General features: G+C 69.3%; 17 protein-coding genes and 1 pseudogene. 12 read left to right on the top strand and 6 right to left on the bottom strand.

The window, feature by feature from the left end:
• Window positions 1–226: 226 nt before the first annotated feature.
• Entirely contained in the window at window positions 227–940 is a 714-nt protein-coding gene (locus tag OHB04_RS28875) for an AAA family ATPase (RefSeq protein WP_326690565.1), read from the bottom strand.
• A gap of 384 nt (window positions 941–1,324) precedes the next feature.
• On the bottom strand, window positions 1,325–1,777 hold the full coding sequence (locus tag OHB04_RS28870) for a winged helix-turn-helix transcriptional regulator (protein WP_326690564.1): 453 nt from the start codon (window positions 1,775–1,777) through the stop codon (window positions 1,325–1,327).
• Window positions 1,778–1,886: 109 nt separating this feature from the next.
• Here OHB04_RS28870 and OHB04_RS28865 point away from each other — a divergent pair, with 109 nt between their 5' ends.
• Both OHB04_RS28865 and OHB04_RS28860 read left to right on the top strand, forming a co-directional pair.
• Window positions 1,887–3,158, top strand: a complete 1,272-nt coding sequence (locus tag OHB04_RS28865) for an MFS transporter (protein ID WP_326809542.1) — start codon at window positions 1,887–1,889, stop codon at window positions 3,156–3,158.
• A gap of 196 nt (window positions 3,159–3,354) precedes the next feature.
• Complete coding sequence (locus tag OHB04_RS28860) at window positions 3,355–3,777, top strand: SgcJ/EcaC family oxidoreductase (protein ID WP_326690563.1); 423 nt, start codon at window positions 3,355–3,357, stop codon at window positions 3,775–3,777.
• 49 nt (window positions 3,778–3,826) lie between these two features.
• Here OHB04_RS28860 and OHB04_RS28855 read toward each other — a convergent pair.
• Window positions 3,827–3,996 (bottom strand): annotated as a pseudogene (locus OHB04_RS28855) (alcohol dehydrogenase catalytic domain-containing protein); the annotation flags it as partial.
• Between the two features lie 101 nt (window positions 3,997–4,097).
• On the opposite strand from OHB04_RS28855, the gene OHB04_RS28850 reads away from it, so the two are divergent.
• Window positions 4,098–4,529, top strand: coding sequence for a GNAT family N-acetyltransferase (locus OHB04_RS28850; protein ID WP_326808616.1), 432 nt, complete (start codon window positions 4,098–4,100; stop codon window positions 4,527–4,529).
• A 139-nt stretch (window positions 4,530–4,668) separates the two neighbouring features.
• Window positions 4,669–6,189 carry a serine/threonine-protein kinase gene (locus OHB04_RS28845; RefSeq protein ID WP_326808615.1) on the top strand — a complete coding sequence of 507 codons (1,521 nt, stop codon included), beginning with the start codon at window positions 4,669–4,671 and terminating at the stop codon, window positions 6,187–6,189.
• A 441-nt stretch (window positions 6,190–6,630) separates the two neighbouring features.
• On the opposite strand, the gene OHB04_RS28840 is transcribed toward OHB04_RS28845, so the two are convergent.
• Window positions 6,631–7,605 (bottom strand): helix-turn-helix transcriptional regulator, encoded by a 975-nt coding sequence (locus OHB04_RS28840; RefSeq protein ID WP_326808614.1) that lies wholly within the window; start codon window positions 7,603–7,605, stop codon window positions 6,631–6,633.
• Between the two features lie 144 nt (window positions 7,606–7,749).
• Here OHB04_RS28840 and OHB04_RS28835 point away from each other — a divergent pair, with 144 nt between their 5' ends.
• Complete coding sequence (locus OHB04_RS28835; protein WP_326809541.1) at window positions 7,750–8,145, top strand: RidA family protein; 396 nt, start codon at window positions 7,750–7,752, stop codon at window positions 8,143–8,145.
• Window positions 8,146–8,566: 421 nt separating this feature from the next.
• A complete protein-coding gene (locus tag OHB04_RS28830; RefSeq protein ID WP_405803482.1) occupies window positions 8,567–10,756 on the top strand; it encodes a glycoside hydrolase family 6 protein in 2,190 nt (729 codons plus the stop codon).
• A gap of 98 nt (window positions 10,757–10,854) precedes the next feature.
• Here OHB04_RS28830 and OHB04_RS28825 read toward each other — a convergent pair whose 3' ends face one another.
• Together OHB04_RS28825 and OHB04_RS28820 are read right to left on the bottom strand one after the other, a co-directional pair.
• On the bottom strand, window positions 10,855–11,496 hold the full coding sequence (locus OHB04_RS28825) for a TetR/AcrR family transcriptional regulator (RefSeq protein ID WP_326690558.1): 642 nt from the start codon (window positions 11,494–11,496) through the stop codon (window positions 10,855–10,857).
• A gap of 532 nt (window positions 11,497–12,028) precedes the next feature.
• Window positions 12,029–12,499, bottom strand: a complete 471-nt coding sequence (locus OHB04_RS28820; protein ID WP_326690557.1) for a TIGR02611 family protein — start codon at window positions 12,497–12,499, stop codon at window positions 12,029–12,031.
• 423 nt (window positions 12,500–12,922) lie between these two features.
• On the opposite strand from OHB04_RS28820, the gene OHB04_RS28815 reads away from it, so the two are divergent.
• The 6 genes from OHB04_RS28815 (at window position 12,923) to OHB04_RS28790 (ending at window position 20,536) form a co-directional block, all read left to right on the top strand.
• Window positions 12,923–14,812: a S9 family peptidase gene (locus OHB04_RS28815; RefSeq protein ID WP_326690556.1), complete on the top strand. Its 1,890-nt coding sequence runs from the start codon at window positions 12,923–12,925 to the stop codon at window positions 14,810–14,812.
• Between the two features lie 202 nt (window positions 14,813–15,014).
• Window positions 15,015–16,703, top strand: a complete 1,689-nt coding sequence (locus OHB04_RS28810; protein WP_405803487.1) for an MDR family MFS transporter — start codon at window positions 15,015–15,017, stop codon at window positions 16,701–16,703.
• A 318-nt stretch (window positions 16,704–17,021) separates the two neighbouring features.
• The gene (locus OHB04_RS28805) at window positions 17,022–17,645 is read left to right on the top strand and encodes a TetR/AcrR family transcriptional regulator (protein WP_326690555.1); all 624 of its coding nucleotides are present in this window, start codon (window positions 17,022–17,024) and stop codon (window positions 17,643–17,645) included.
• A 199-nt stretch (window positions 17,646–17,844) separates the two neighbouring features.
• Window positions 17,845–18,678, top strand: a complete 834-nt coding sequence (locus OHB04_RS28800) for a CPBP family intramembrane glutamic endopeptidase (RefSeq protein ID WP_326690554.1) — start codon at window positions 17,845–17,847, stop codon at window positions 18,676–18,678.
• Complete coding sequence (locus OHB04_RS28795) at window positions 18,675–19,880, top strand: sensor histidine kinase (protein WP_326808612.1); 1,206 nt, start codon at window positions 18,675–18,677, stop codon at window positions 19,878–19,880. Before OHB04_RS28800 ends, OHB04_RS28795 begins: the two co-directional genes overlap by 4 nt.
• On the top strand, window positions 19,877–20,536 hold the full coding sequence (locus OHB04_RS28790) for a response regulator transcription factor (protein WP_326690552.1): 660 nt from the start codon (window positions 19,877–19,879) through the stop codon (window positions 20,534–20,536). The genes OHB04_RS28795 and OHB04_RS28790 overlap by 4 nt, the downstream gene beginning before the upstream one ends.
• Window positions 20,537–20,582 lie beyond the last annotated feature (46 nt).

Here is a 20,582-nt window from a genome sequence, read left to right as displayed (position 1 = left end):
TCCGCCCTGCCTCCGACACCAACCGCGGGGCCCTACAGCCGGGGTGGGTCTCCAGCAACGGTCAGAACAGCACGCTGTCATGAGCGTTCGCCGGCGAAGGCAGCGTGTGCGGTGTCGTGTGCGGTGTGACGACGCAGCACAGTTGGCAAGTCAGCACGCCTGTTGGCAAACGCCGAGAGTCGGGTCCTCTGCATCGCCCATGTGACGAGCGCTGAGGGGGACCCGCCTACGGTTCGACGATGTGCCGCAGATAGGCGTGCGGGTCGGCGAGATAGCGGCGCCAGTGATCCACGACGCCGAGCTCCCGCCAGGCGACCCTCCGTATACCGTGCTCACCGACCTCGATGATGTCCGCGCCCGGCAGTGCGGTCAGCAACGGGGAGTGCGTGGCACAGATGACCTGGCCGCCCTCCTTGGCCAACCGGTCGATGTGCCCGATCAGCTCGAGGCACGAAGAGAAGGAGAGCGCTGCCTCCGGCTCGTCGAGAACATAGAGCCCGGCCTGAAGGAACTTCCCGCGGAACGCCGCGAGAAAGCCCTCACCATGGCTGACGTCGTCCGGCGAGAACCCCTCCCTGCCCAGGGCGTCCAGCGCGGTCTCGGCACGCAGGAAGAAGCCCTTGCGGGCTGACCAGTTGGTGACCATACGGCGCCCGCGCCCCGAGGCGGCGTCGAATTTCAGACGCTCGCCGAGGGTCGATTTGCCGCGCGGGGAAGCGTAGCGCCAGTCGTGGGAGCCGCCGTAGGAGTCCAGGCCGAACCCCTCCGCCAACGCCTCGACCAGGGTCGACTTCCCCGAGCCGTTCTCACCGACCAGAAAGGTCACCGGTGCGGTGAACCGCAGCCCTTCGTTGAGCAGCTGTCGGACGCAGGGCACCGACCAAGGCCAGGTTTCCTCGTCGTACGAGGAGAGATGGGCATACGCGCGTTCGACAATCACGCAACCAGTGTCGCCCGGACTCGGAAAACGTACGTGCACCGTGTGGCCGGCGTCAGTACCTCGCACCGTGTGGCCGGCGTCAGTACCTCGCGCTCGTTGTTGCCCGGGCTCCGATCGGTCGCGCAGCCATTCCCATGCGTTGCGAGGCGGTGCCCTCAACGCCTCCAAGCTGAACTCCGCACGCCCGAGTCGGCGTTCCGAGTCGGCGTTCCGAGCCGTGAGCACCGGCCCAAACCCGGCCGGCACAGGGCGATGTGCGAGGTGACTGGCCGGTGGCCTCGGACGCTTTCCGCAGCACGCGCCGCGCCCCTTCGCGCCGTTCATCCCACCCGGCCTCGGAATCATCGGCCAGGCGGCGTCTCGGCACCGGGTCTCCGGCTCAGATCACTGGGGGGAGATCTTGTGGACGGTGGTGTCGTCGGGGTTCAGCCGTCGCCCGTCCGCGGACAGCACTTCCAGTGCGCGGAGGCGATGTCCCTGTTGGCGGTCGACCAGCTGTGAGTGTGGTTCGCCGGGGGCGAAGAAGTTCTGTTCGCCCCACTGCCGCAGCGCCACGATGACGGGGAAGAGCGCCTCGCCCTTCGGAGTCAGTACGTACTCGCGGTAGGCGCTGCCGTCCGAGGCGGGGACGGATTCGAGGACACCGCCGGCGACCAGGGTGCGCAGGCGCGCGATGAGGATGTTCTTCGCCACGCCGAGGCTGCGCTGGAACTCGCCGAAGCGCCGGCTTCCGTCGAAGGCGTCCCGCACGATCAGCAGGGACCACCAGTCGCCGATCGCGTCCACCGACCGGGCGACGGGACATTCGCTGTCGTCGAAGCGCGTCCTGGTCACCATGGCGTCCCTCCCTCTCATTCTGGCGTTCACAACGGTTGCAACATGCTACCAAAAACGGCTACCGTCGCCGTCGTGATTGGTAGCAAGATGAAACCAGATGCGCGGAGGGATGCTGATGTCCGGCAACGGTGAGGCGGTGACACGAGCGGCCGAGGCCCGAAGCGGGGAAGGTTCCGCGTCCGCCCTGTCCCGTGGCGTCGTCATACTGTTCGCCGTCGCCTGCGGGGCCGCGGTGGCCAACGTCTACTTCTCCCAGCCGCTCCTGGTGACCATGGGCCACGACCTCGCCATGAGCCCGGCGCTTGTCGGCAGCGTGGTCACCCTCACGCATGTCGGATACGGGCTGGGGCTCTTCTTCCTCGTGCCGCTGGGCGACGTGGCCGACCGCAGACGGCTCGTCGTGGCCCAGTTGCTGCTCCTGGTGATGGCGCTGGCCGTGGTGGCCACCGCCCGCACGGCGGTGATCCTGCTCGCGGGCATGGCCGCGACGGGGCTTCTCGCGGTCGTCACGCAGACGCTGGTTGCCTTCGCGGCATCACTGGCCCCTCCCGCCGGGCGCGGACGGGTCGTCGGGCTGGTCACCAGCGGCGTGGTCATCGGAATCCTGCTCGCCCGCACCGCGTCCGGCCTCGTGGCCGATCTCGCGGGCTGGCGCTCCGTCTACCTCGCTTCGGCCTCGCTCACCGCTCTGCTCGCCCTGGTCCTGTACCGAGTACTGCCGCGCCACAGTGGCGCCCCGCCGACAACCCCGCACTACGGACAGCTCCTGCGCTCCACGATCACCCTGTTCGCACGGGAGCGACTGCTGCGGCTCCGGGCCCTGTTCGCTCTGCTGGTCTTCGCCGCCTTCAGCACCCTGTGGAGCAGCGTCGCGCTGCCGCTCAGCGAGGCCCCGTACTTCCTGTCCCACAGCGCGATCGGGGCGCTGGGACTGATCGGTGTCGCCGGCGCCCTGGCCGCGACCGTGGCGGGCCGCCTCAACGACCGCGGCCTCTCCCGGCGGACCACCGGCATCGCCCTGGCACTGCTCGCCGCCTCGTGGCTGCCCTTGGCCTTCGCCCGCAGCTCACTGTGGGCCCTGGCCGTCGGGGTGATCCTTCTCGACCTCGCCGTGCAGTCGGTCCATGTCACCAACCAGACCCTGATCTACGCGCTGCGCCCGGACGCGGGCAGCCGGCTGATCGGCGGATACATGGTCTTCTACTCGATCGGCAGCGCCACCGGCGCCATCGCCGCGACCTCCCTCTACACGGTGGCCGGCTGGAGCGCCGTATGCGCACTGGGTGCCGCGTTCAGCTGCCTCGGGCTGGTGCTGTGGGCGTCCACCCGGCACAGCACCCCGGACCCCGCCGCCAAGGTGACCTCTCACAGCGAAGCCTGAGCGTTCTCGCCGAACGTCGAGTGAGGGGCGCGAACGCTTGTGACCGGTCGCGATAGATGTCACCTGGTCGCCATAGCTGTCACTACGGCCCCGCGCCCGGCGAAGACCCGCGTCGCTGCCCGTGAGGACACCTGGCAACTGGCAGGTCGGCGAGAGGAGTTGACTTCAACTCAAGTTGAAGTCCTAGGTTTCCCCCATGGACACCACGAGCTCCACTCTCCCCGCCAACGACACCGACGAGCAGAGGATCCGTGAGTTGGTCGCGCGGTCCCAGGAGGCGCAGATCGACCCGGACGTGCTGCCTGCGCTGCACACCGCGAACTTGGTGATCGTCAACTTGGCCGGGCGGCGCCTCTTCGGGCGTGAGGCCTTCACTTCGGCCATGACCGAAGCGCTCTCTTCCCCGCTCAAGGACGTCCGGACCTCGCTGGAGGTCGACGACATCCGGTTCACCACCCCGGACGTCGCTGTCGTCAGCCTCACCAAGACCGTCCACGACGAACGGTCCGAAGCGGAGGGCTCGTCCGAGCTGCCCTCGGTCGGTGCCATGACCTACGTCTTGACCCGCCAGGGCGACGACTGGCGCATCGCCCTGGCCCAGACGACGCCGATCCGCTGAGCGGCCACCACGCCGAACCATCCGGTGCCCAGCACGCCGGAGGCGGCCAGCAGGTGCCGCAGGAGGCGACGAAGGAGCCGACGACAACTGGCCGGGCTTGACGTGGGTGACCTCGTTGCCGACCTCCTCGACGATGCCGACGTACTCGTGCCCCATCCGCGTCGGATGCTCGACCGGCTCGACCGGCTCGACGCCACGGTAGGGCCACAGGCCCGAGCCAAAAGCCCCTACGGATGCCCGTGCGCCCCGGCGAAACCGCCACGGCCCTGTTTGCGGGATCGAGTCGCGACCTCCACCGCACACCCTCTAACATGTAATACATGACAGACTCAAGTGACCCTTACGAGCTGCGTGCGGGCGTGCCCTCCGTCGAGGTCTTCCGCCGCCTGCGCACCGACGCGGGACTCTCCGACAAGACCCCCGAGGCGGTCGCGCTCGCCCTGCCCAACACGTGGTACGGCGTGGTCCTCCACCACGAGGGCGAGCCCATCGGCATGGGCCGGATCATCGGTGACGGAGGTACCGCGTTCCAAGTCGTCGACATATGCGTGCACCCCGCACACCAGGGGCAAGGCCTCGGCAAGCGCATCATGGCCGCGCTCACCGAAGAGCTGGAACGCCGGGCGCCCGCCACCGCGTACGTCTCACTGATCGCCGACGGCCCGGCGCGTTTCCTGTACGAGAAGTTCGGCTTCGCGGACACCACCACGCACGACTCGATCGGTATGTACCGCTTGATGGGCGCGAGTTGAAGGTCCCGCACTTGGGCGAACCGGCCGTCTCAGCTCGGCCGGAGCTCCAGCCGACAGCAACTGATTGTTCTGCGAACCCTTAGCAGGACCTGGACCGAAGCGGGCATGCTGTGTCGGACCGCTGCGGTTGGGGGGAAGCGTGGAGGAACTGACTTCTGACGACCCGAGAGCCGTGGGCCCGTACCGGCTCACGGCTCGGCTCGGCGAGGGCGGCATGGGCCGGGTATACCTCGGGCAGTCGCGGAGTGGCCGGCGCGTGGCGGTTAAGGTCGTCAGGGCCGAGATCGCGGGGGATCCCGCCTTCCGTACCCGCTTCCGGCGCGAGGTCGAGGCGGCCAGAGCGATAGGTGGCTTCTGGACCGCCCCCGTGGTCGACGCCGATCCCGAGGCCACCATTCCCTGGGTCGCCAGCGACTACCTTCCGGCCCCCAGTCTGTCCGAACTGGTGGCGGAACGCGGGCCGATGAGCGAGTCGGACGTGCGCGCACTGGCCGCGGGCCTCGCGGAAGCGCTGGAGGCCATCCACCGAATGGGCCTGGTCCACCGTGACCTCAAGCCGTCGAACATCCTGGTGACGGCGGACGGACCGCGCGTGATCGACTTCGGCATCTCCAAGGCGACGGAGGGCGCGACCGCACTCACGAGCACCGGGATGGTCATCGGCACACCGGGCTTCATGTCCCCCGAGCAGGCATCGGGTGCGCCGGTCGGCCCCCCGAGCGACATCTTCTCCCTCGGTGCCGTCCTCGTCTTCGCGGCGACGAAGGAAGGGCCCTTCGGAGAAGGCAGTGTGCCGGCGCAGCTCTACCGGGTGGTGCACGACGTGCCGCAGCTGGATGGCGTGCCGCCCCTCCTACGGCCCGTCCTGGCCCGCTGCCTGGAGAAGGATCCGGAACGACGGCCCGGCGCCGAGGGGTTGCAGGACCTGCTGCACGGCGACGGGCCGGCCACGCGTACGGCCACAGCGCAGGCCCCAACCCCGGCCCCAGCGCAAGCCCCAGCCCCGACTACGCACCCCCGCCACCCGATGAGGACCCCTCTGGCGGCCTCCTCGACCACAACGCCCCCAGGACCGCGCCGGACCGCGCCGGGCCCGGCGAGAGCCGGACGCCGGGACGGGGCAGTTGAGGTTCGCGGCCCGGTACCGGTGAACAGCGGTGCGAACCGCGTATTCGCCGTTGCCGTGCTGACCGTGGTGATGGGCACCTTCTCGGACGGGGCGCCCACCCTCGGCGGTTTCCTCATCAGCGCCGCCGTGGCCGGTCTCTTCTGCCTTTTCGGCGTCTTCCTCCTGCGTAGGGCGAAGGAACCGGCCGACTCGGTGGTGGCGGTGTCCCCGCAGGGCCTGGCCTTCCGCTTCAACACGTACGAGTGGAACGTGTCGTGGGACCGGCTGGAATCCGTTTCTCTCTACACGCAGCAACCCGCTTCATCGCGGGCCTGGATCGTCGAAGCAGTGCTGTGGGACGGAGCGCGCAAGGCAGTCCCGGCGGCCTTTCGGAGCAAGAACCAGGAGAAGGCCGCCGCCGCGACCCTCCTGGTCTTCACCTCGAAACAGGCGGCGCTCACGGAACTCGCGCGGCTGGACACCGCTCTGCGCCGCCACGCTCCGCAGCTGTATGAGCGGCACCAAAGCCTCGCGGCCCTGCTGAGGACGTGAGGCCCGACGAGCTCGTGCGTGGTTGGCGGTGGCGCGTCGAGAGCCGCGATCTGCCGTCCGGTACACCTTTGCGGGGCGTCAGCGAGAGTAGCGGGGCCCGCTGGCGTGTGGAGTCCGGCCACGGCCCTGGATGAAGTCGCAAGCCGGCCGTGGCGAGGAGCCGACCGAGGTGGGGTCGGACCCGCGTGCCGCTGCGGACCGACGGGACGGCACCGTCGGCCTGGTCCGGTGCAGCTCCCAGGCGCAGAGGTCCGGATGAGCTTCGGGCGCACGGCCCCTCCGGCAGCCTTCAGCTGAGGTGCTCGGCCGGCCCGACGACGATGCCTTCGGGGCAGCGCGTGGAACATCGTCAGCTCGATTCGGCCGTGGCCGTCCGTCCGGGGTCCGCGGCATTGCGACGTCCTCCGCACGTCTATGACCTGAGAGGTCGCCAGGTCCGTTTCAGGATGAGTCTCCGTAGCGGGTGGCAATCGCGACGGCTCGGTTGCGCAGGGAGGTGCGCAACGACTGCGGGGCCAGGGCTTCCGCGTCCGTGCTGAGCTGCCACAGCGCCCATTCGGCGTGTCGTGAGTCTTGGAAGGTCGCCTTCAGCCGCAGCCAGCCGTCTGCGTCGGGTTCTTCTGAGCGGACGGCCAGCGCGGTGTCGAACAGGTCCTCCCGCCGCGCCGGGTTCACCCGTACCAGCACGGTGATGTGGTCGCCGCCGGAGAGAAACTGCGCGGAGCGCTCCCGCCAGATCCGGTCCAGATCGACCTGGTTCGGTCGCTGTGCCGTTTCGGGGAGTTCCTCGGCGGCCAACACCCGCGACAGCCGGTAGGTGCGGTCCTCGCCGGATCTCGTGGCCAGCAAATAGCCCCGGTCGCGGACGGTCACCAGGCCGATCGGGTCCACCGTGCGCCACTGTGGCGTCTGGTCCGTGGCCGCGTAGTGGATACGCAGCTTGTGTCCGGCGAGCACCGCGCGCCGGACCTCGATCATTGTGGTGTCGGGTACTTCCTCAGTGACCAGCCGGCGTGAGAGCAGGTCGGTCTCCGGGTCGAGGAGGAATCGCTGGGTCGCGTCGCTGGCGGTGGCCCGGTGGCTTTCGGGCAGTGCGTCGACCACCTTCCGCATGGCTGAGGCGAGCGCCGAGCTGAGGCCGAATGCCTGCTCGCCGCGCGCCGATCCGGCGGTCAGCAAGGCGAGGGCCTCGTCGTGGTTCAGCCCGGTGAGCTCGGTCCGGAAACCGGGCGACAACGCGAAACCGCCGTGCCGGCCGCGTTCGGCGTAGACCGGGACGCCGGCCGCGGACAGCGCCTCGATGTCGCGCAGCACGGTGCGGGTGGATACCTCCAGCTCACGGGCCAGCGTGTCCGCGGTCAGCCGGCCGCGCTGGCGCAGCAGCAGTACCAGTGAGACCAGCCGGTCGGCGCGCATACCAGAACGCTAACGGAAATACGTGACTGAGGGTGTCGTGATTTGTTGCGAGACTCGTTGACGCGACGTCGAAGCCGACGGCTACCGAGCCGATCGCCGTACGTACCCCTATGAATCGATGAATCGAATGGAGCTGACGTGTCAGTGAAACGAACGGTGGTCAACCCGGTGACGTGGTCGGTGGAGATGGGCTTCAACCAGGGAGAGGTCGTCTCCGGGCACACCCGGACCCTGTACATCTCGGGGCAGACCGCGATGAGCGGCGACGGCAAACCCCAGCATGACGGCGACATGGCGGCGCAGTTGAGGCTGAGCATCGACAACCTGGAGGCCGTGCTCGGCAAGGCCGGCATGTCTCTCGCGAACCTCGTCCGGCTCAACGTCTACACGACAGACGTCGATCTGCTCTTCCAGCACTACGGCGAGCTGGCGGCGCGGTTGGGCGCCGCCAGAGTGGCGCCGACCTCCACGATGCTCGGGGTTACGCGACTGGCGATCCCCGGCCAGATGGTCGAACTTGAGGGAACCGCCGTCGCCTGACGCAGCCTCACCACCCCTGCTGCTCGCGCCGGTTCAACCGGCACGAGCAGCAGGCGTTCAGACCCCTCGTGTCCCCGGCCCCCGGCGCCTTCACCGTGGCCTGAACCCGCCCCCTGTGCCCGGAACCTGATATCCCGCCTCCGCACCGCCTGTGGCGTGCGCGAACCACGTGCCGACGCCCGACGGAAGCGGCCTGCGGGCCCCGCGGGGCGGGGGCGTGTTTCGGAGAGGTTGTCCCTTCAAGTCTTGACACCACGCGGCTCTCCGACGATTTTTTTGGGAGCGCTCCCATTACAGCACCGTGTGATTCCGCTGCGTCCCGTCCGCGTCTCCAGGACAGGACGACGCGCGTTCCGCCGCACCACAGCACCGGACGCACTTCCACTCACCGCACTGCCGCTTCGTCATGTGAGGAGCAAGCATGTTCACGCACGCCTTGTCGTTACGCCGAAGAGCTCGGCACGACGCCCGAGCCGCACGTCCGCGCACAGACCCGCGGCGTCGACGCGGAGGACGCGTCGCCACGCTCGGTCTCGTCGTGGCTCTCCTGGGTTCCGGCCTGACTTTCGGCGCCCTCACCGCACCGGCTCAGGCCGCTGCGCGCGTCGACAACCCGTATGCCGGCGCCACCCCCTACGTGAACCCCGACTGGTCGGCCAAGGCCGCCGCCGAGCCCGGCGGGGACGCCATCGCCGACCAGCCCACCTTCGTGTGGATGGACCGCATCGCCGCCATCGAGGGCAGCTCCGAGGCACGGGGCCTGCGCGCCCACCTCGACACCGCGCTCGCACAGGACGCGGACCTCGTCCAGGTCGTCATCTACGACCTACCCGGACGCGACTGCGCCGCCCTCGCTTCCAACGGCGAGCTCGGCCCCACGGAGATCGGCCGCTACCAGAGCGACTACATCGACCCCATCGCCTCGATTCTCCGCGACTCCAAGTACGCGAACCTGCGCATCGTCACACTCATCGAGCCGGACTCGCTGCCGAACCTCGTCACGAACGCCGGCGGCACCGACGGCTCCACGGAGGCGTGCGCGACGATGAAGGCGAACGGGAACTACGAGAAGGGCGTCGGCTACGCCCTCGCCTCGCTCGGCGACATCCCCAACGTCTACAACTACGTCGACGCCGCCCACCACGGCTGGCTCGGCTGGGACAGCAACCTCGTCCCCGCAGCGCAGGAGTTCAAGAAGGCCGCCACCACCAACGGCGCCACCGTGGGTGATGTGCACGGCTTCATCGTGAACACCGCCAACTACTCCGCACTCGAAGAGCCCAACGTCAAAGTGACGGACACGGTGAACGGCACCACCGTGCGCCAGTCCAAGTGGATCGACTGGAACCAGTACGTGGATGAGAAGACCTACGCACAGGGGCTGCGTTCGGCGCTGGTCGCCCAGGGCTTCGACTCCGGCATCGGCATGCTCGTCGACACCGCGCGCAACGGCTGGGGCGGCTCCCAGCGGCCTTCCGGCCCCGGCCCCACGACGTCCGTGGACGCGTACGTCGACGGCGGGCGCGTCGACCGCCGCATCCACGCGGGCAACTGGTGCAACCAGTCCGGCGCCGGTCTCGGCGAGCGCCCGAAGGCCGCTCCCGCCACCGGCATCGACGCGTACGTGTGGGCCAAGCCGCCGGGCGAGTCCGATGGTTCGAGCAAGGCCATCGACAACGACGAAGGCAAGGGCTTCGACCGGATGTGCGACCCGACGTACACCGGCAACGGCCGCAACGGCTACAACATGAGCGGCGCCCTCGCGGACGCCCCCCTCGCGGGCCACTGGTTCCCGGCCCAGTTCCGCCAGCTCCTCGCCAACGCCTACCCGGCGGTCGGCGACGGCGGCGAGAACCCGGGCGAGCCCGGCGACACCCGGGCGCCGAGCGTTCCGGCCGGTCTGACGGTCTCGGGCACCACCGCGGACAGCGTCTCCCTGGCGTGGTCGGCCTCCACCGACGACACCGGCGTGGCCGGATACGACGTCTACCGGAACGGCGTGAAGGCGGGCGGCACCAGTGCCACGTCCTACACCGACACGGGCCTGACGGCCTCCACCTCCTACAGCTACACGGTGCGGTCACGAGACACAGCGGGCAACGTCTCCGCGGCCTCCTCCGCCACGCCGGCGACGACGCAGGCGTCGGGTCCGGGCGGCACGTCGGGCCTGAAGGCGCAGTACAAGAACAACGACTCCGCCCCCAGGGACTCGCAGATCAAGCCGGGCCTGCGGTTGGTGAACAGCGGCACGTCCGCGGCCGACCTGAGCAAGGTCACCGTGCGGTACTGGTTCACCAAGGAGTCCGGCGCGTCCGCGTTCTCCACCTCGTGCGACTACGCGCAGCTCGGCTGCTCGACGGTGAAGTCCTCCGTGACGGCGCTGTCGTCCGCCAGGACCGGCGCCGACCACTACGCGCAGGTCTCGTTCTCCTCCGGCAGCCTGGCCGCGGGGGCGAACACCGGCGACATCCAGCTACGGCTGAACAAGACGGACTGGTCGAACTTCGCCGAGGACGACGACTGGAGCCACGGCACGGGTACGTCGTACGCCGACATGTCGCGGATCACCGTCTACGTGAACGGGTCCCTGGTCTACGGCACCGAGCCGTAGACCGGCCCGCACGACCCACGTCCCCGCCCGCCCTCCTCGGCGGGCGGGACACCGGCTGTTCGTGGACGCCGGCTGTTCGTGGACGAGGCCGGAGTGATTCAGAAAGGCCGGTCCAGGAGGTCTGGTTCAGGAGATACCGGATCTCCGATGTCGCCTCCCACGGCGTTGCGTACAGCATGTGCGACACGTAGGGACACGTCGGCGAATTCCCGGGGGTCGGCACCACGTAGCACGGCGGCGCCGATGTCCTCGTTGACGACCCGAAAAGCGGCAGAAGCAGCCGCTCCGCGCAGCCGCACCCCGATGTCGTCGACCGGACGCGCCAGCCGTTTTGCGACGATCGCGATCATTTCGCGTTCCACTTGATCGCAGGCCATCAGCCAGGCCGTCCGGATCGACGGCTCGTTTTCGGCCAGCCGGATCATCTTCATCGCGAGCAGGGTATCGGCGGAATCGGCATCCTGATCGTACTTGTCGACCTCCGAGGCGAAGTGCTCCTCAAGGGAGAGATGACGCGGCCATCCGCGCAGCACGGCCATCTCCCATTCCACCCCCTGCGTCACGATCGGCTCGGCACAGCTTTCCTTGCTGCGGAAATGACGCCAGACAGTGCGCGTCGACAGGCCTACGGCCCGGGCGATCTGGTCCCCGCTGGTCGCAGCGACGCCATGTTCCCAAAACAGGCGCGAGGCCTCACGCGAGATCTCCAGGCGCAGCCGGTGGCGTCGTTGCTCACTCATCCCACTTGCATGGCGCGCTCTCGTTGTCACGCAGATCACCTCGTCGCGGCATGCATTCATATGTCAGCAAGTGGCATATTGTCACTAAGTGGCATACCTGGCAAGATCCACGAGCCGCGCAGAAGGGTCACATCTCTGCGTTCAGCGGGGCGCGCCGCCCGTCGCGGCAACCGTTCGACCGCCGGCAGCGGAGGGCCGCGGCGAGGCCGGGGAAGGCCCGGCAGTCGCGAAGGCGGCGTTCGTATCGGCGGTTGAGCCGTCGACAGCCGATGAGCGGCGGCAGCCGGTGAGTCAGGACACGACCGGCTCGATGTCCCATCGGCGGCGACCCAAGCGTTCGGCGACCCAAACGTTCACCGGACTCGGCTCCTTTTGCGGGCCGCACGGACGCCGACGCGCTTGCCCTGGGGGCACTTCCGCAGAGGGGACGTCGTAGGCCGAGTCCGGAACAGGCGGTCCGCCCTCGCCGAATCGAATCCGGCGAGCGGGGACGGAGATTCTCGCCCCCGAAGCGGAGCCCCGAGTGTTGAGCTCAGCGGTTGATCTCCCAGGGCATGGCGAAGCCGTACTTCCACAGGTACACCGACAACAGTGCGGCGCAGATCGCGGCGGCGACCGCGGTCAAAGTGATGTTCCGGCGGCGGACGCGCGGGTCCAGGGCGCGCCGGGTGGCCTCGGCGACCTTACGTTTGGTCCAGCGGAGCACCAGCTGCGCCCAGACGAACTCGGTGGCCCAGATGGCCATTCCGGCGAAGATCACCAGCCAGCCGGGGCCCGGCAGCGGCAGCATGATCACGCCGGCGACGACGACGGCGAGGCCGATCGCGAAGACACCGGCCTGCCAGCCGAGGTGCAGCGTCCGGGAGCGCTTGACGTACTGCGGCGCCCTGGACCCCAGCGGTTTCTCGCCCGCCACTTCCCTGTCGGCCTCGCCTGCGCCCTTCTCGGGCGAGGAGGGCCCGGAACCCCGCTCGTGACCCTCTGCTTCCGTCTGGTTCGCCACGAAAAATCAACTCCTCGATAGACGTTACAACTGTCACTTAGTGACGGTGTCACTAAGTGACAGTTAGTGCAAGCGTCATCCGCCTGCGGCCACTCCGGCAACCTCGCCCGGTTCAACAGTCTCGTCCCACCCGAGACCTCCAGACCGAGCGACTGGTTCCCGCCACGGCTCCACGAAGAGTGAACCCGCCCAGTCCACCAGCCCGCACCCCTCGGCCCACCGGCCGCACCCCTCGGTCCACCGGCCTGGATCCGAGCTTCGGGGCGGTGTCACCGTTCCGGGGCGGTGTGGGCGGGTTGGCGACTTGCTTTTGGTGTCACTTAGTGACAATGTCATTTAGTGACAGGAGGGTGGTTGTCGAACATCTCCGGCTGCCCGTCACCCAGTCCCCCTGAACAACCGCTGGTTATGGGAAGGATCGACATGGCACTGCCGGACACCATCACCGTCGAGGAGCTTTTCGGCTCCCCCCTCCGTGCGCGCACCTCTCTCTCGCCGGACGGCACCAAGATCGCTTACCTGGCGCCCTGGAAGAACCGCCTGAACGTGTGGATCGAAAGCGTTGACACGCCCGGGGACGCGCGGCGCGTGACCGCCGAAGACCGCGGTCTGCAGAGCTACCACTGGACGGACGATCCGCGGTGGCTGCTCTACACACGGGACGAGGGCGGTGACGAGAACGTGCACCTGTACCGCGTCGACCTTGAAGACCCGGACGCTGCGGCGATCGACCTCACTCCCTTCCCCGGCGCGCGGATCATGGGCCTGGATCTGCCCCCCGAGCGCCCGGGGAAGGCGATATTTTTGTCGAACAGCCGCAGCAGTGCCGAGTTCGACCTCTTCGAGCTCGACATCGCCACCGGTGACATACGCACCCTCGCGAAGAGCCCCGGCGCCGCCGGCTTCTGGCTGTACAGCAGCAGCGGAGACCCCTTCGCCACCAACGTGACCGAGGACGGCGACATCGAGCTGTCGCGCTGGGACGCGGCGACCGGCACGCTGCGCCGCGTCGCCCTGTTCGACGGCACGGACTATCCGATGGGCATCTGTCCGATGGAGGTCACGCCCGACGGGACCGGCGTGTGGCTGGGTTCGAACCGGGACAGCGACCGGACCCGCCTGGTCCGCCTCGACCTGGCCACGGGCGAGGAGACGGAGGTCGACTCCCACCCGGTCCACGACCTCGATACGCGAGCACAGGTCTTCCCCCACCTTCCGGCGCCCCTCATCCGCAGCCGGCGCACCGGGGAGCTGATCGGTGCGCGTTACCTCGGGGAACGGCAGGTGATCCACGCGCTGGATCCGCACTTCGCCGCGGTGCTGGAGAACGTGACGAAGCTGTCCGACGGTGATCTTGCCGCGGTGTCGTCCGACGAGAGCGAGCAGCGCTGGGTCGTCAGTTTCACCCACGACCGCGATCCTGGCGTCACCTACTACTACGACCACTCCACGCGCGAGAGCCGCCTGCTCCACCGGCCGTTCCCGCATCGTGATCCCGAGGCACTGGCGCCGATGACGCCGGTGACGATCACCTCGCGGGACGGCCTTCCGCTCCCCTCCTACCTGACACTGCCCGTGGGGATCGAGCCGGCCGGACTGCCGCTGGTCCTGTGCGTCCACGGCGGCCCCTGGACGCGGGACAGCTGGGGGTTCAATCCCGTCGCGCAGCTCTTCGCCAACCGCGGCTACGCGACGTTGCAGGTCAACTTCCGCGGATCCGCCGGATTCGGCAAGGCCTTCACCAAGGCGGCGATCGGGGAGTTCGCCGGCAAGATGCACGACGACCTCATCGACGGGGTGCGATGGGCCATCGATGAGGGGTACGCGGATCCGGACCGGGTGGCGATCATCGGCGCGTCCTACGGCGGCTACGCGTCGCTGGTCGGCGTCACCTTCACCCCTGACGTCTTCGCCGCCGCGGTCGACGCCGTCGGGATCTCGAACCTCGCCGCATTCATGCGCGGCCAGCCGGACTTCGTCCGACCCCACCTCGCCGTCAACTGGTACCGCTACGTCGGCGATCCGGCGGATCCGCGGCAGGAGGCCGACATGCTGGCCCGCTCGCCGATCAGCCGAGTGGACCAGATCCGCACACCGCTGTTCATCGCCCAGGGAGCCAACGACGTCCGGGTGGCACAGACCGAGTCCGACAACATGGTCGAGGCTCTTCGCGCACGTGGCGTCCCGGTCGAGTACATGGTCATGGAGGACGAAGGCCACGCCGTCGAGAACCCGGAGAACGCGATCGCCCTGTTCAGCGCGGTGGAGCGCTTCTTCGGCGAGCACCTGGACGGCGAACCGGACAAGGCGTAGCCGTCGGCGCCACCGAGGCGGCGTCAGGGGCACGGCTCGGGTTGGTTCGGCGCGCAGATCTCTCCCAGGGAGCCGGAGTGCGCGGCTTCGTGCGAAGCCGATGCCCCGCCCTTGTTCCGCATGACCACTCATCCCCTGCTGTCAGGCATCGTGCATGCCCTCCTGCGTGCATGCCGCCTGCTGTCGGAGTTCGGAGAGCGTAGTGAATACCAGAGTTTCCCCGGTGGAGGAGCCGGAGGCGGCGACGCTGCCTCCCCGGCAGGTGCTTCAGACGGTGTCGGGGCTGGTGGCCGGCTTGTTCGTCGCCATCCTCGCCGGCACCGTGGTCGCCAACGCGCTGCCCCGGATAACCGCCGACCTGGGAGCCGGCCAGTCCTCCTACACGTGGGTCATCACCGCGGAGCTGCTGGCCATGACGGCAACCGTGCCGTTGTGGGGCAAGCTGTCCGACCTCTACAACAAGAAGCTGCTCTTGCAGCTTTCCCTGGGCATGTTCGTGGTCGGCTCGCTCGTGGCCGGGTTCTCCCAGGACGTCGGAACGCTGATCTTCAGCCGGGTCGTGCAGGGCATGGGGGCGGGTGGGCTCACCGCTTTGACGCAGGTCGTGATGGCGGCCGTCATCCCGCCACGCAAGCTGGGCAAGTACTCCGGCGTCTTCGGCGCCGTCTTCTCCAGCGCCACCGTGGCCGGGCCGTTGATCGGCGGCGTCCTGGTGGACACGCCTTGGCTCGGCTGGCGCTGGTGCTTCTTCATCGGCGTGCCCTTCGCGCTCCTGGCCATCGCGCTCTTGCAGCGCACCCTCAGCCTGCCGACCGTCCGCCGCGAGGTGAAGATCGACTACGTCGGTGCCTTCCTGATCGTCACAGGCGTGTGCGCACTGCTCATCTGGATCTCGATGGCGGGCAACCAGTTCGACTGGGCCTCCTGGCAGACCGCTGCCCTGACCATTGGCGGAGCCTTGCTGCTGGGTATGGCCCTCCGGGTCGAGACCCAGGTCGCCGAGCCGATCATCCCGCTGAGCCTCTTCCGTAACCGCACCGTGGCACTGACCACCCTGGCCTCCCTGCTGGTCGGTGTCGGCCTGTTCGGCGGCACCGTGTTCCTGTCGCAGTTCTTCCAGGTGGCCATGGGCAAGTCCCCCACCGCCGCGGGCCTGATGAGCCTGCCGCTGATCCTGGGCTCGCTCGCCGCCTCCGCCACCGCCGGACAGCTCATCAGCGCGACCGGCAAGTGGAAGCGGTACCTGGTCGCGGGCGCCGCCCTCATGACCGCCGGTCTCGCGCTGCTGGCCACCATCGGATCCGATACTTCTTTCGGCCTGCTGAGCCTCTACATGGCCGTCTTCGGGATCGGCGTCGGCCTGCTGACGCAGAACCTGGTCCTCGCCGCGCAGAACGACGTTCGCGCCGCCGACCTGGGCAGCGCGACCTCCGTACTGTCCTTCTTCCGCAGCATGGGCGGCACCGTCGGCACCAGCGTCCTCGGCGCGATTCTCGCCAACCGCGTCGCCTCCGAGCTGGCCACAGGCCAGACGCGAGCAGGGGGATCGTCCGGCGGCGATGTCTCCGGACACCGCGTCCCCGACGTGACCGCCCTGCCCGCACCCGTGCGCGCGCTCGTGGAACAGGCCTACGGCGCAGCCACCGCCGACCTCTTCCTCTGGGCGACTCCCTTCGCCCTGCTGGCGCTGATCGCCGTCCTGTTCATCCAGGAGAAGCCGCTCAAGACCACCAACAGCACACAACGACTCGCAGAGGAAGCCGCCATCGCCGACGGCGGACTCGCCAGCGGCGGCACGCTTGCCTCCAGCGGCGCCGCTCTTGCCCCCAGCAGCGCTCGCCCCGCCGCCACTCCGGCCCACGCCGAGAGTGCCGGAGGGACAAACCAGTAGAGGTCCGGGAAGGCCGTAGTCCGGTCAGAAGCCGCAGCGCGTGCACTCAGCGCCACCATGTCCGCACCGGACACGAACGGATCGCACAGCGCGAGGGTCCGCTTCCCCGGAGCGGGTGAACTACCCCTGATCTGTACAATCGCCGCGGTGAGAGCCCCCTTGCCGACAGCTCGGGGATCCGCCCACGAAGCGTGCGGGCAGGGCAGGCCCGAGCTGGCACCGGGCGTCACTTACTGTCACTCTGACAGTTGATGTACCCACGTGAGCAGGGGAGCGGAGATGGCCGGCGCGGCATCGACCAAGCGCAGCGGAGGCGGGATGAGTGAGCAACGGCGCCACCGCTTGAGACTGGAGATCTCACGGGAAGCGTCCCGCCTGTTCTGGGAGCAGGGCGTGGACGGGACCAGCGGCGACCAGATCGCCGAGGCCGTAGGCCTGTCGACACGCACCGTCTGGCGCCACTTCCGCAGCAAGGAGAGCTGTGCCGAGCCCATCGTTTCGCAAGGCCTGGAGTGGGAGATGTCCGCCTTGCGCAGCTGGCCTCGGGACCTCTCCCTCGAAGAGCATTTCTCCGCGGAGACGCGCAGGTTCGGTCGTGAAGCCAGCGACGTCGAGCAGGCCGACAACACGCTCGCGATGAAAATGATCCGGCTGGCCGACACGGAGCCGGCCATCCGCACTGCCTGGCTGATGGCCTGCGACCAGTTGGAACGCGAGATGGCCGGGATCATCGCGGAGCGACTTCAGCTCCTGGCCGACGACCTCCAGGTACGCCTGCACGCCGGAGCAGCCGCGGCTGCTCTGCGGGTCATCAGTGAGGACATCGGCGCCGCCGTCCTGGGGGGCGCCGATCTCCGGGAATTCGCCGACGCCCCCGAACGAGTCGCGCAGGCCATCCGCAACGCCACCGGGGGAGCCGTGGGGGACCCGGTCGCCCCGTAAAAGCCGCTTTGGCGTGGTGGACCCGGCTTCGTTTTCGAGGCGGTCGAAGAGGACCAGCTGGGCCGGGCGGGCCTGCGCTGTCCCCCGTGCGAGCTACGCGCAGGTGTCCACCGTGCGGTGACGATTCCGGGCCGCCGACTCCGTAGCGTTCGGCGCAGCCGCGGCGCTCCGGCCGCGGATCCGGCAAGGAGTCGTCTTCATGAGACTGGTGTGGCAGTTCGTGGCCGTCGCGGCGGTCGCATTCATCGGCGGCCAGGGGCTTGCCGCGGGGGACGGGAACCCGTGGCTCACGCTCGCGCTCGGTGTCCCGACAGCCGTGCTCGCGGTGCTCGCCTACGGGTGGGTGGTGCGGCGGACCGAGCGCCGCCCGTCCGTGGAGGTGGCGGCGAAGGGGGCCGGAGCCGGGCTCGGCCTGGGGACGCTGATCGGCTTTGCGGTGTTCGGGCTCGTCATCCTGCAACTCGCCACCAACGGGTACTACGAGATCAACGGCCGGGGCTCGACGACCGGAGCGGTAGGACTCGTCGGCTTCATGGCCGCCGCTGCCGTGACGGAGGAACTGCTCTTCCGCGGCGTCCTGTTCCGGATCACCGAGGAGCGCACCGGTACGTGGATCGCGATGACACTGACCGGCGTACTGTTCGGCGTCTACCACTTGGCCAACCCGGACGCCAGTTTGTGGGGCACCGTCGCCGTCGCCATCGAGGGTGGCGGCATGCTCACCGCCGCGTACATCGCCACCCGCAAGCTGTGGGTGCCGATCGGCGTGCACTTCGGCTGGAACTTCGCCGCGGCCGGCATCTTCAGCAGCGAGGTCTCCGGCAACGGCGCCAACCAGGGACTGCTGGACACCACGGCGTCCGGCCCGCAGTTCGTCACCGGCGGCGACTTCGGCCCCGAGGGAAGCGTGTTCTCGGTGCTGTTCTGCGTGCTGGCGACGATCGTGTTCATGTGGGCGGCCCGCAGGCGCGGCCGTCTGGTGCCCCGCCGTCGCGCCGACCGGGTTGACGCCACCACTAAAATGCCCCAGTGATCAGTCTTCGGCGGATCCCGGAGCTGTGCCGGGTCCCGCGGCTTCGGCAGGTCCCGGAGCTTTGGCGCCGCTTCGACGGCGCGGTCCGGTATCTCTCGCTCGGATATCTCTCGCTCGGGCTGCTGCTCTTCGCCGGGTCGCTCCTGCCGTCGCTCCACAGCCGCGGGACGCAGCTCGGCGGCATGCCCGCCCACCCCTTCGACACGCCGGCCGTCGTCGCGGTCGCCCTCCAATGCCTCCCGCTCGCCGTGTGCCGACGGTGGCCGGCCGTCTGTCTCACCCTGGTGTCGCTCGGCTTCGCCGTCGACCAGCTTCGCGGCTACCACTCGTTCGCGGGCACCGCGCTGCCCGTCGCACTGCTGGGCGTGGGGTCCCGGCTGGAGCGGCACCGGCGCGCCACCGCGCTCCTGTTCTCCGCGGCGTACGTGCCGTTGGCGGTCACGCTCGGCCGGCTCGGTTCGGGCGAGACGGTGGCCGGGTTCGTGACGTTCTACCTGGCGCTGGCCCTCGCGTGGAGCATCGGGGCGTGGCTGCGCTCCACCCGGGCCACGGAGGCCGAACTCCGCCACCGCATCGCCGAGGACACCCGCGCCGCCGAGCGCACCCGCATCGCCGGCGAGCTCCACGACGTCGTGACCCACCACGTGACGGCGATGGTCGTGCAGGCCGAGGCGGCACGCTATCTGACCGCAGCGCCGGAGCGCCTCGACCAGACCCTGACCGCCGTCACCGACACCGGCCGACGGGCCATCACCGACCTGCGGCACCTGCTCGACCTGCTCAACCCCGACCACGGCACCGAGGCCAGGACACCGTCCGTCGGCAGACTTCTCACACTCGTGGAGCAGACGCGGCGGGCCGGGCAGCCGGTGGAGTTCACCGAGGAGGGCACGCCGGCGGAGTCGATCGGCAGCGCCGATCTCGTGGCCTACCGGGTCGTCCAGGAGGGGCTGACGAACGCCCTCAAGTACGCCCGCGGCAGCCGCACCTCGGTCCAGGTGCTGCACGGCGAAAGGGAGATCACCGTGGAGGTCGGCACGGACGGCTCCGGCTCGCAGGCCGCATCCCCCGGCGGGAGCGGACGGGGCCTCGCCGGTCTCCGCGAACGGGTCGGCGTCCTGGGCGGCGACTTCAGCGCGGGCCGGCGGACGGGCGGCGGCTTCTACGTGCGGGCCCGTATACCCGCGCGGAGCCCGTCGTGACCGCGCCGATCCGGGTCCTGGTCTGCGACGACCAGGTGCTGGTCCGCACCGGGCTGGTGACGATCATCGACGCTCAGCCCGACCTCGAGGTGGCGGGCGAGTGCGGGGACGGTCAGGCCGCGGTCGACCTCGCCGGCCAACTGCGCCCGGACGTCGTGGTGATGGACGTACGCATGCCGGTGCTCGACGGCATCGAGGCCACCCGCCTGCTGGCCGGTGCCGGGGTGCCGCATCCCGTCAAGGTGCTCGTGGTGACCACGTTCAACCTGGACGAGTACGTCTACCAGGCGCTGCGCGCGGGGGCGAGCGGGTTCCTGCTCAAGGACGCACCACCGGCCCAACTGCTGCACGGGATCCGGGTCGTGGCGACGGGCGCGGCCCTGCTGGACCCCGAGGTGACGCGCCAGCTGGTGGGCAGGTACGCCGCCCGGGTCCGGCCCGCGGAGGGCAGCCCGCACGACGTCCCGCTGACCCCCCGCGAGCTGGAGGTCCTTCGCCTCATCGCGGACGGCCTCTCCAACAGCGAGATCGCCGCGGTCCTTCTCCTCAGCCAGGAGACCGTGAAAACCTTCGTGTCGCGCATCCTCACCAAACTCGGACTCCGCGACCGCGTCCAGGCGGTCGTCCATGCCTACCGCCACGGCCTGGTCACCTGACGCGCCGCGCGGACGGCGGAGCGCCCCCGTCGGCATCAGGATGACC

It is taken from the genome of Streptomyces sp. NBC_01775 (assembly GCF_035917675.1).
Taxonomy (GTDB): Bacteria; Actinomycetota; Actinomycetes; order Streptomycetales; family Streptomycetaceae; genus Streptomyces.
This window is presented reverse-complemented; position numbering and strand designations above follow the sequence as displayed.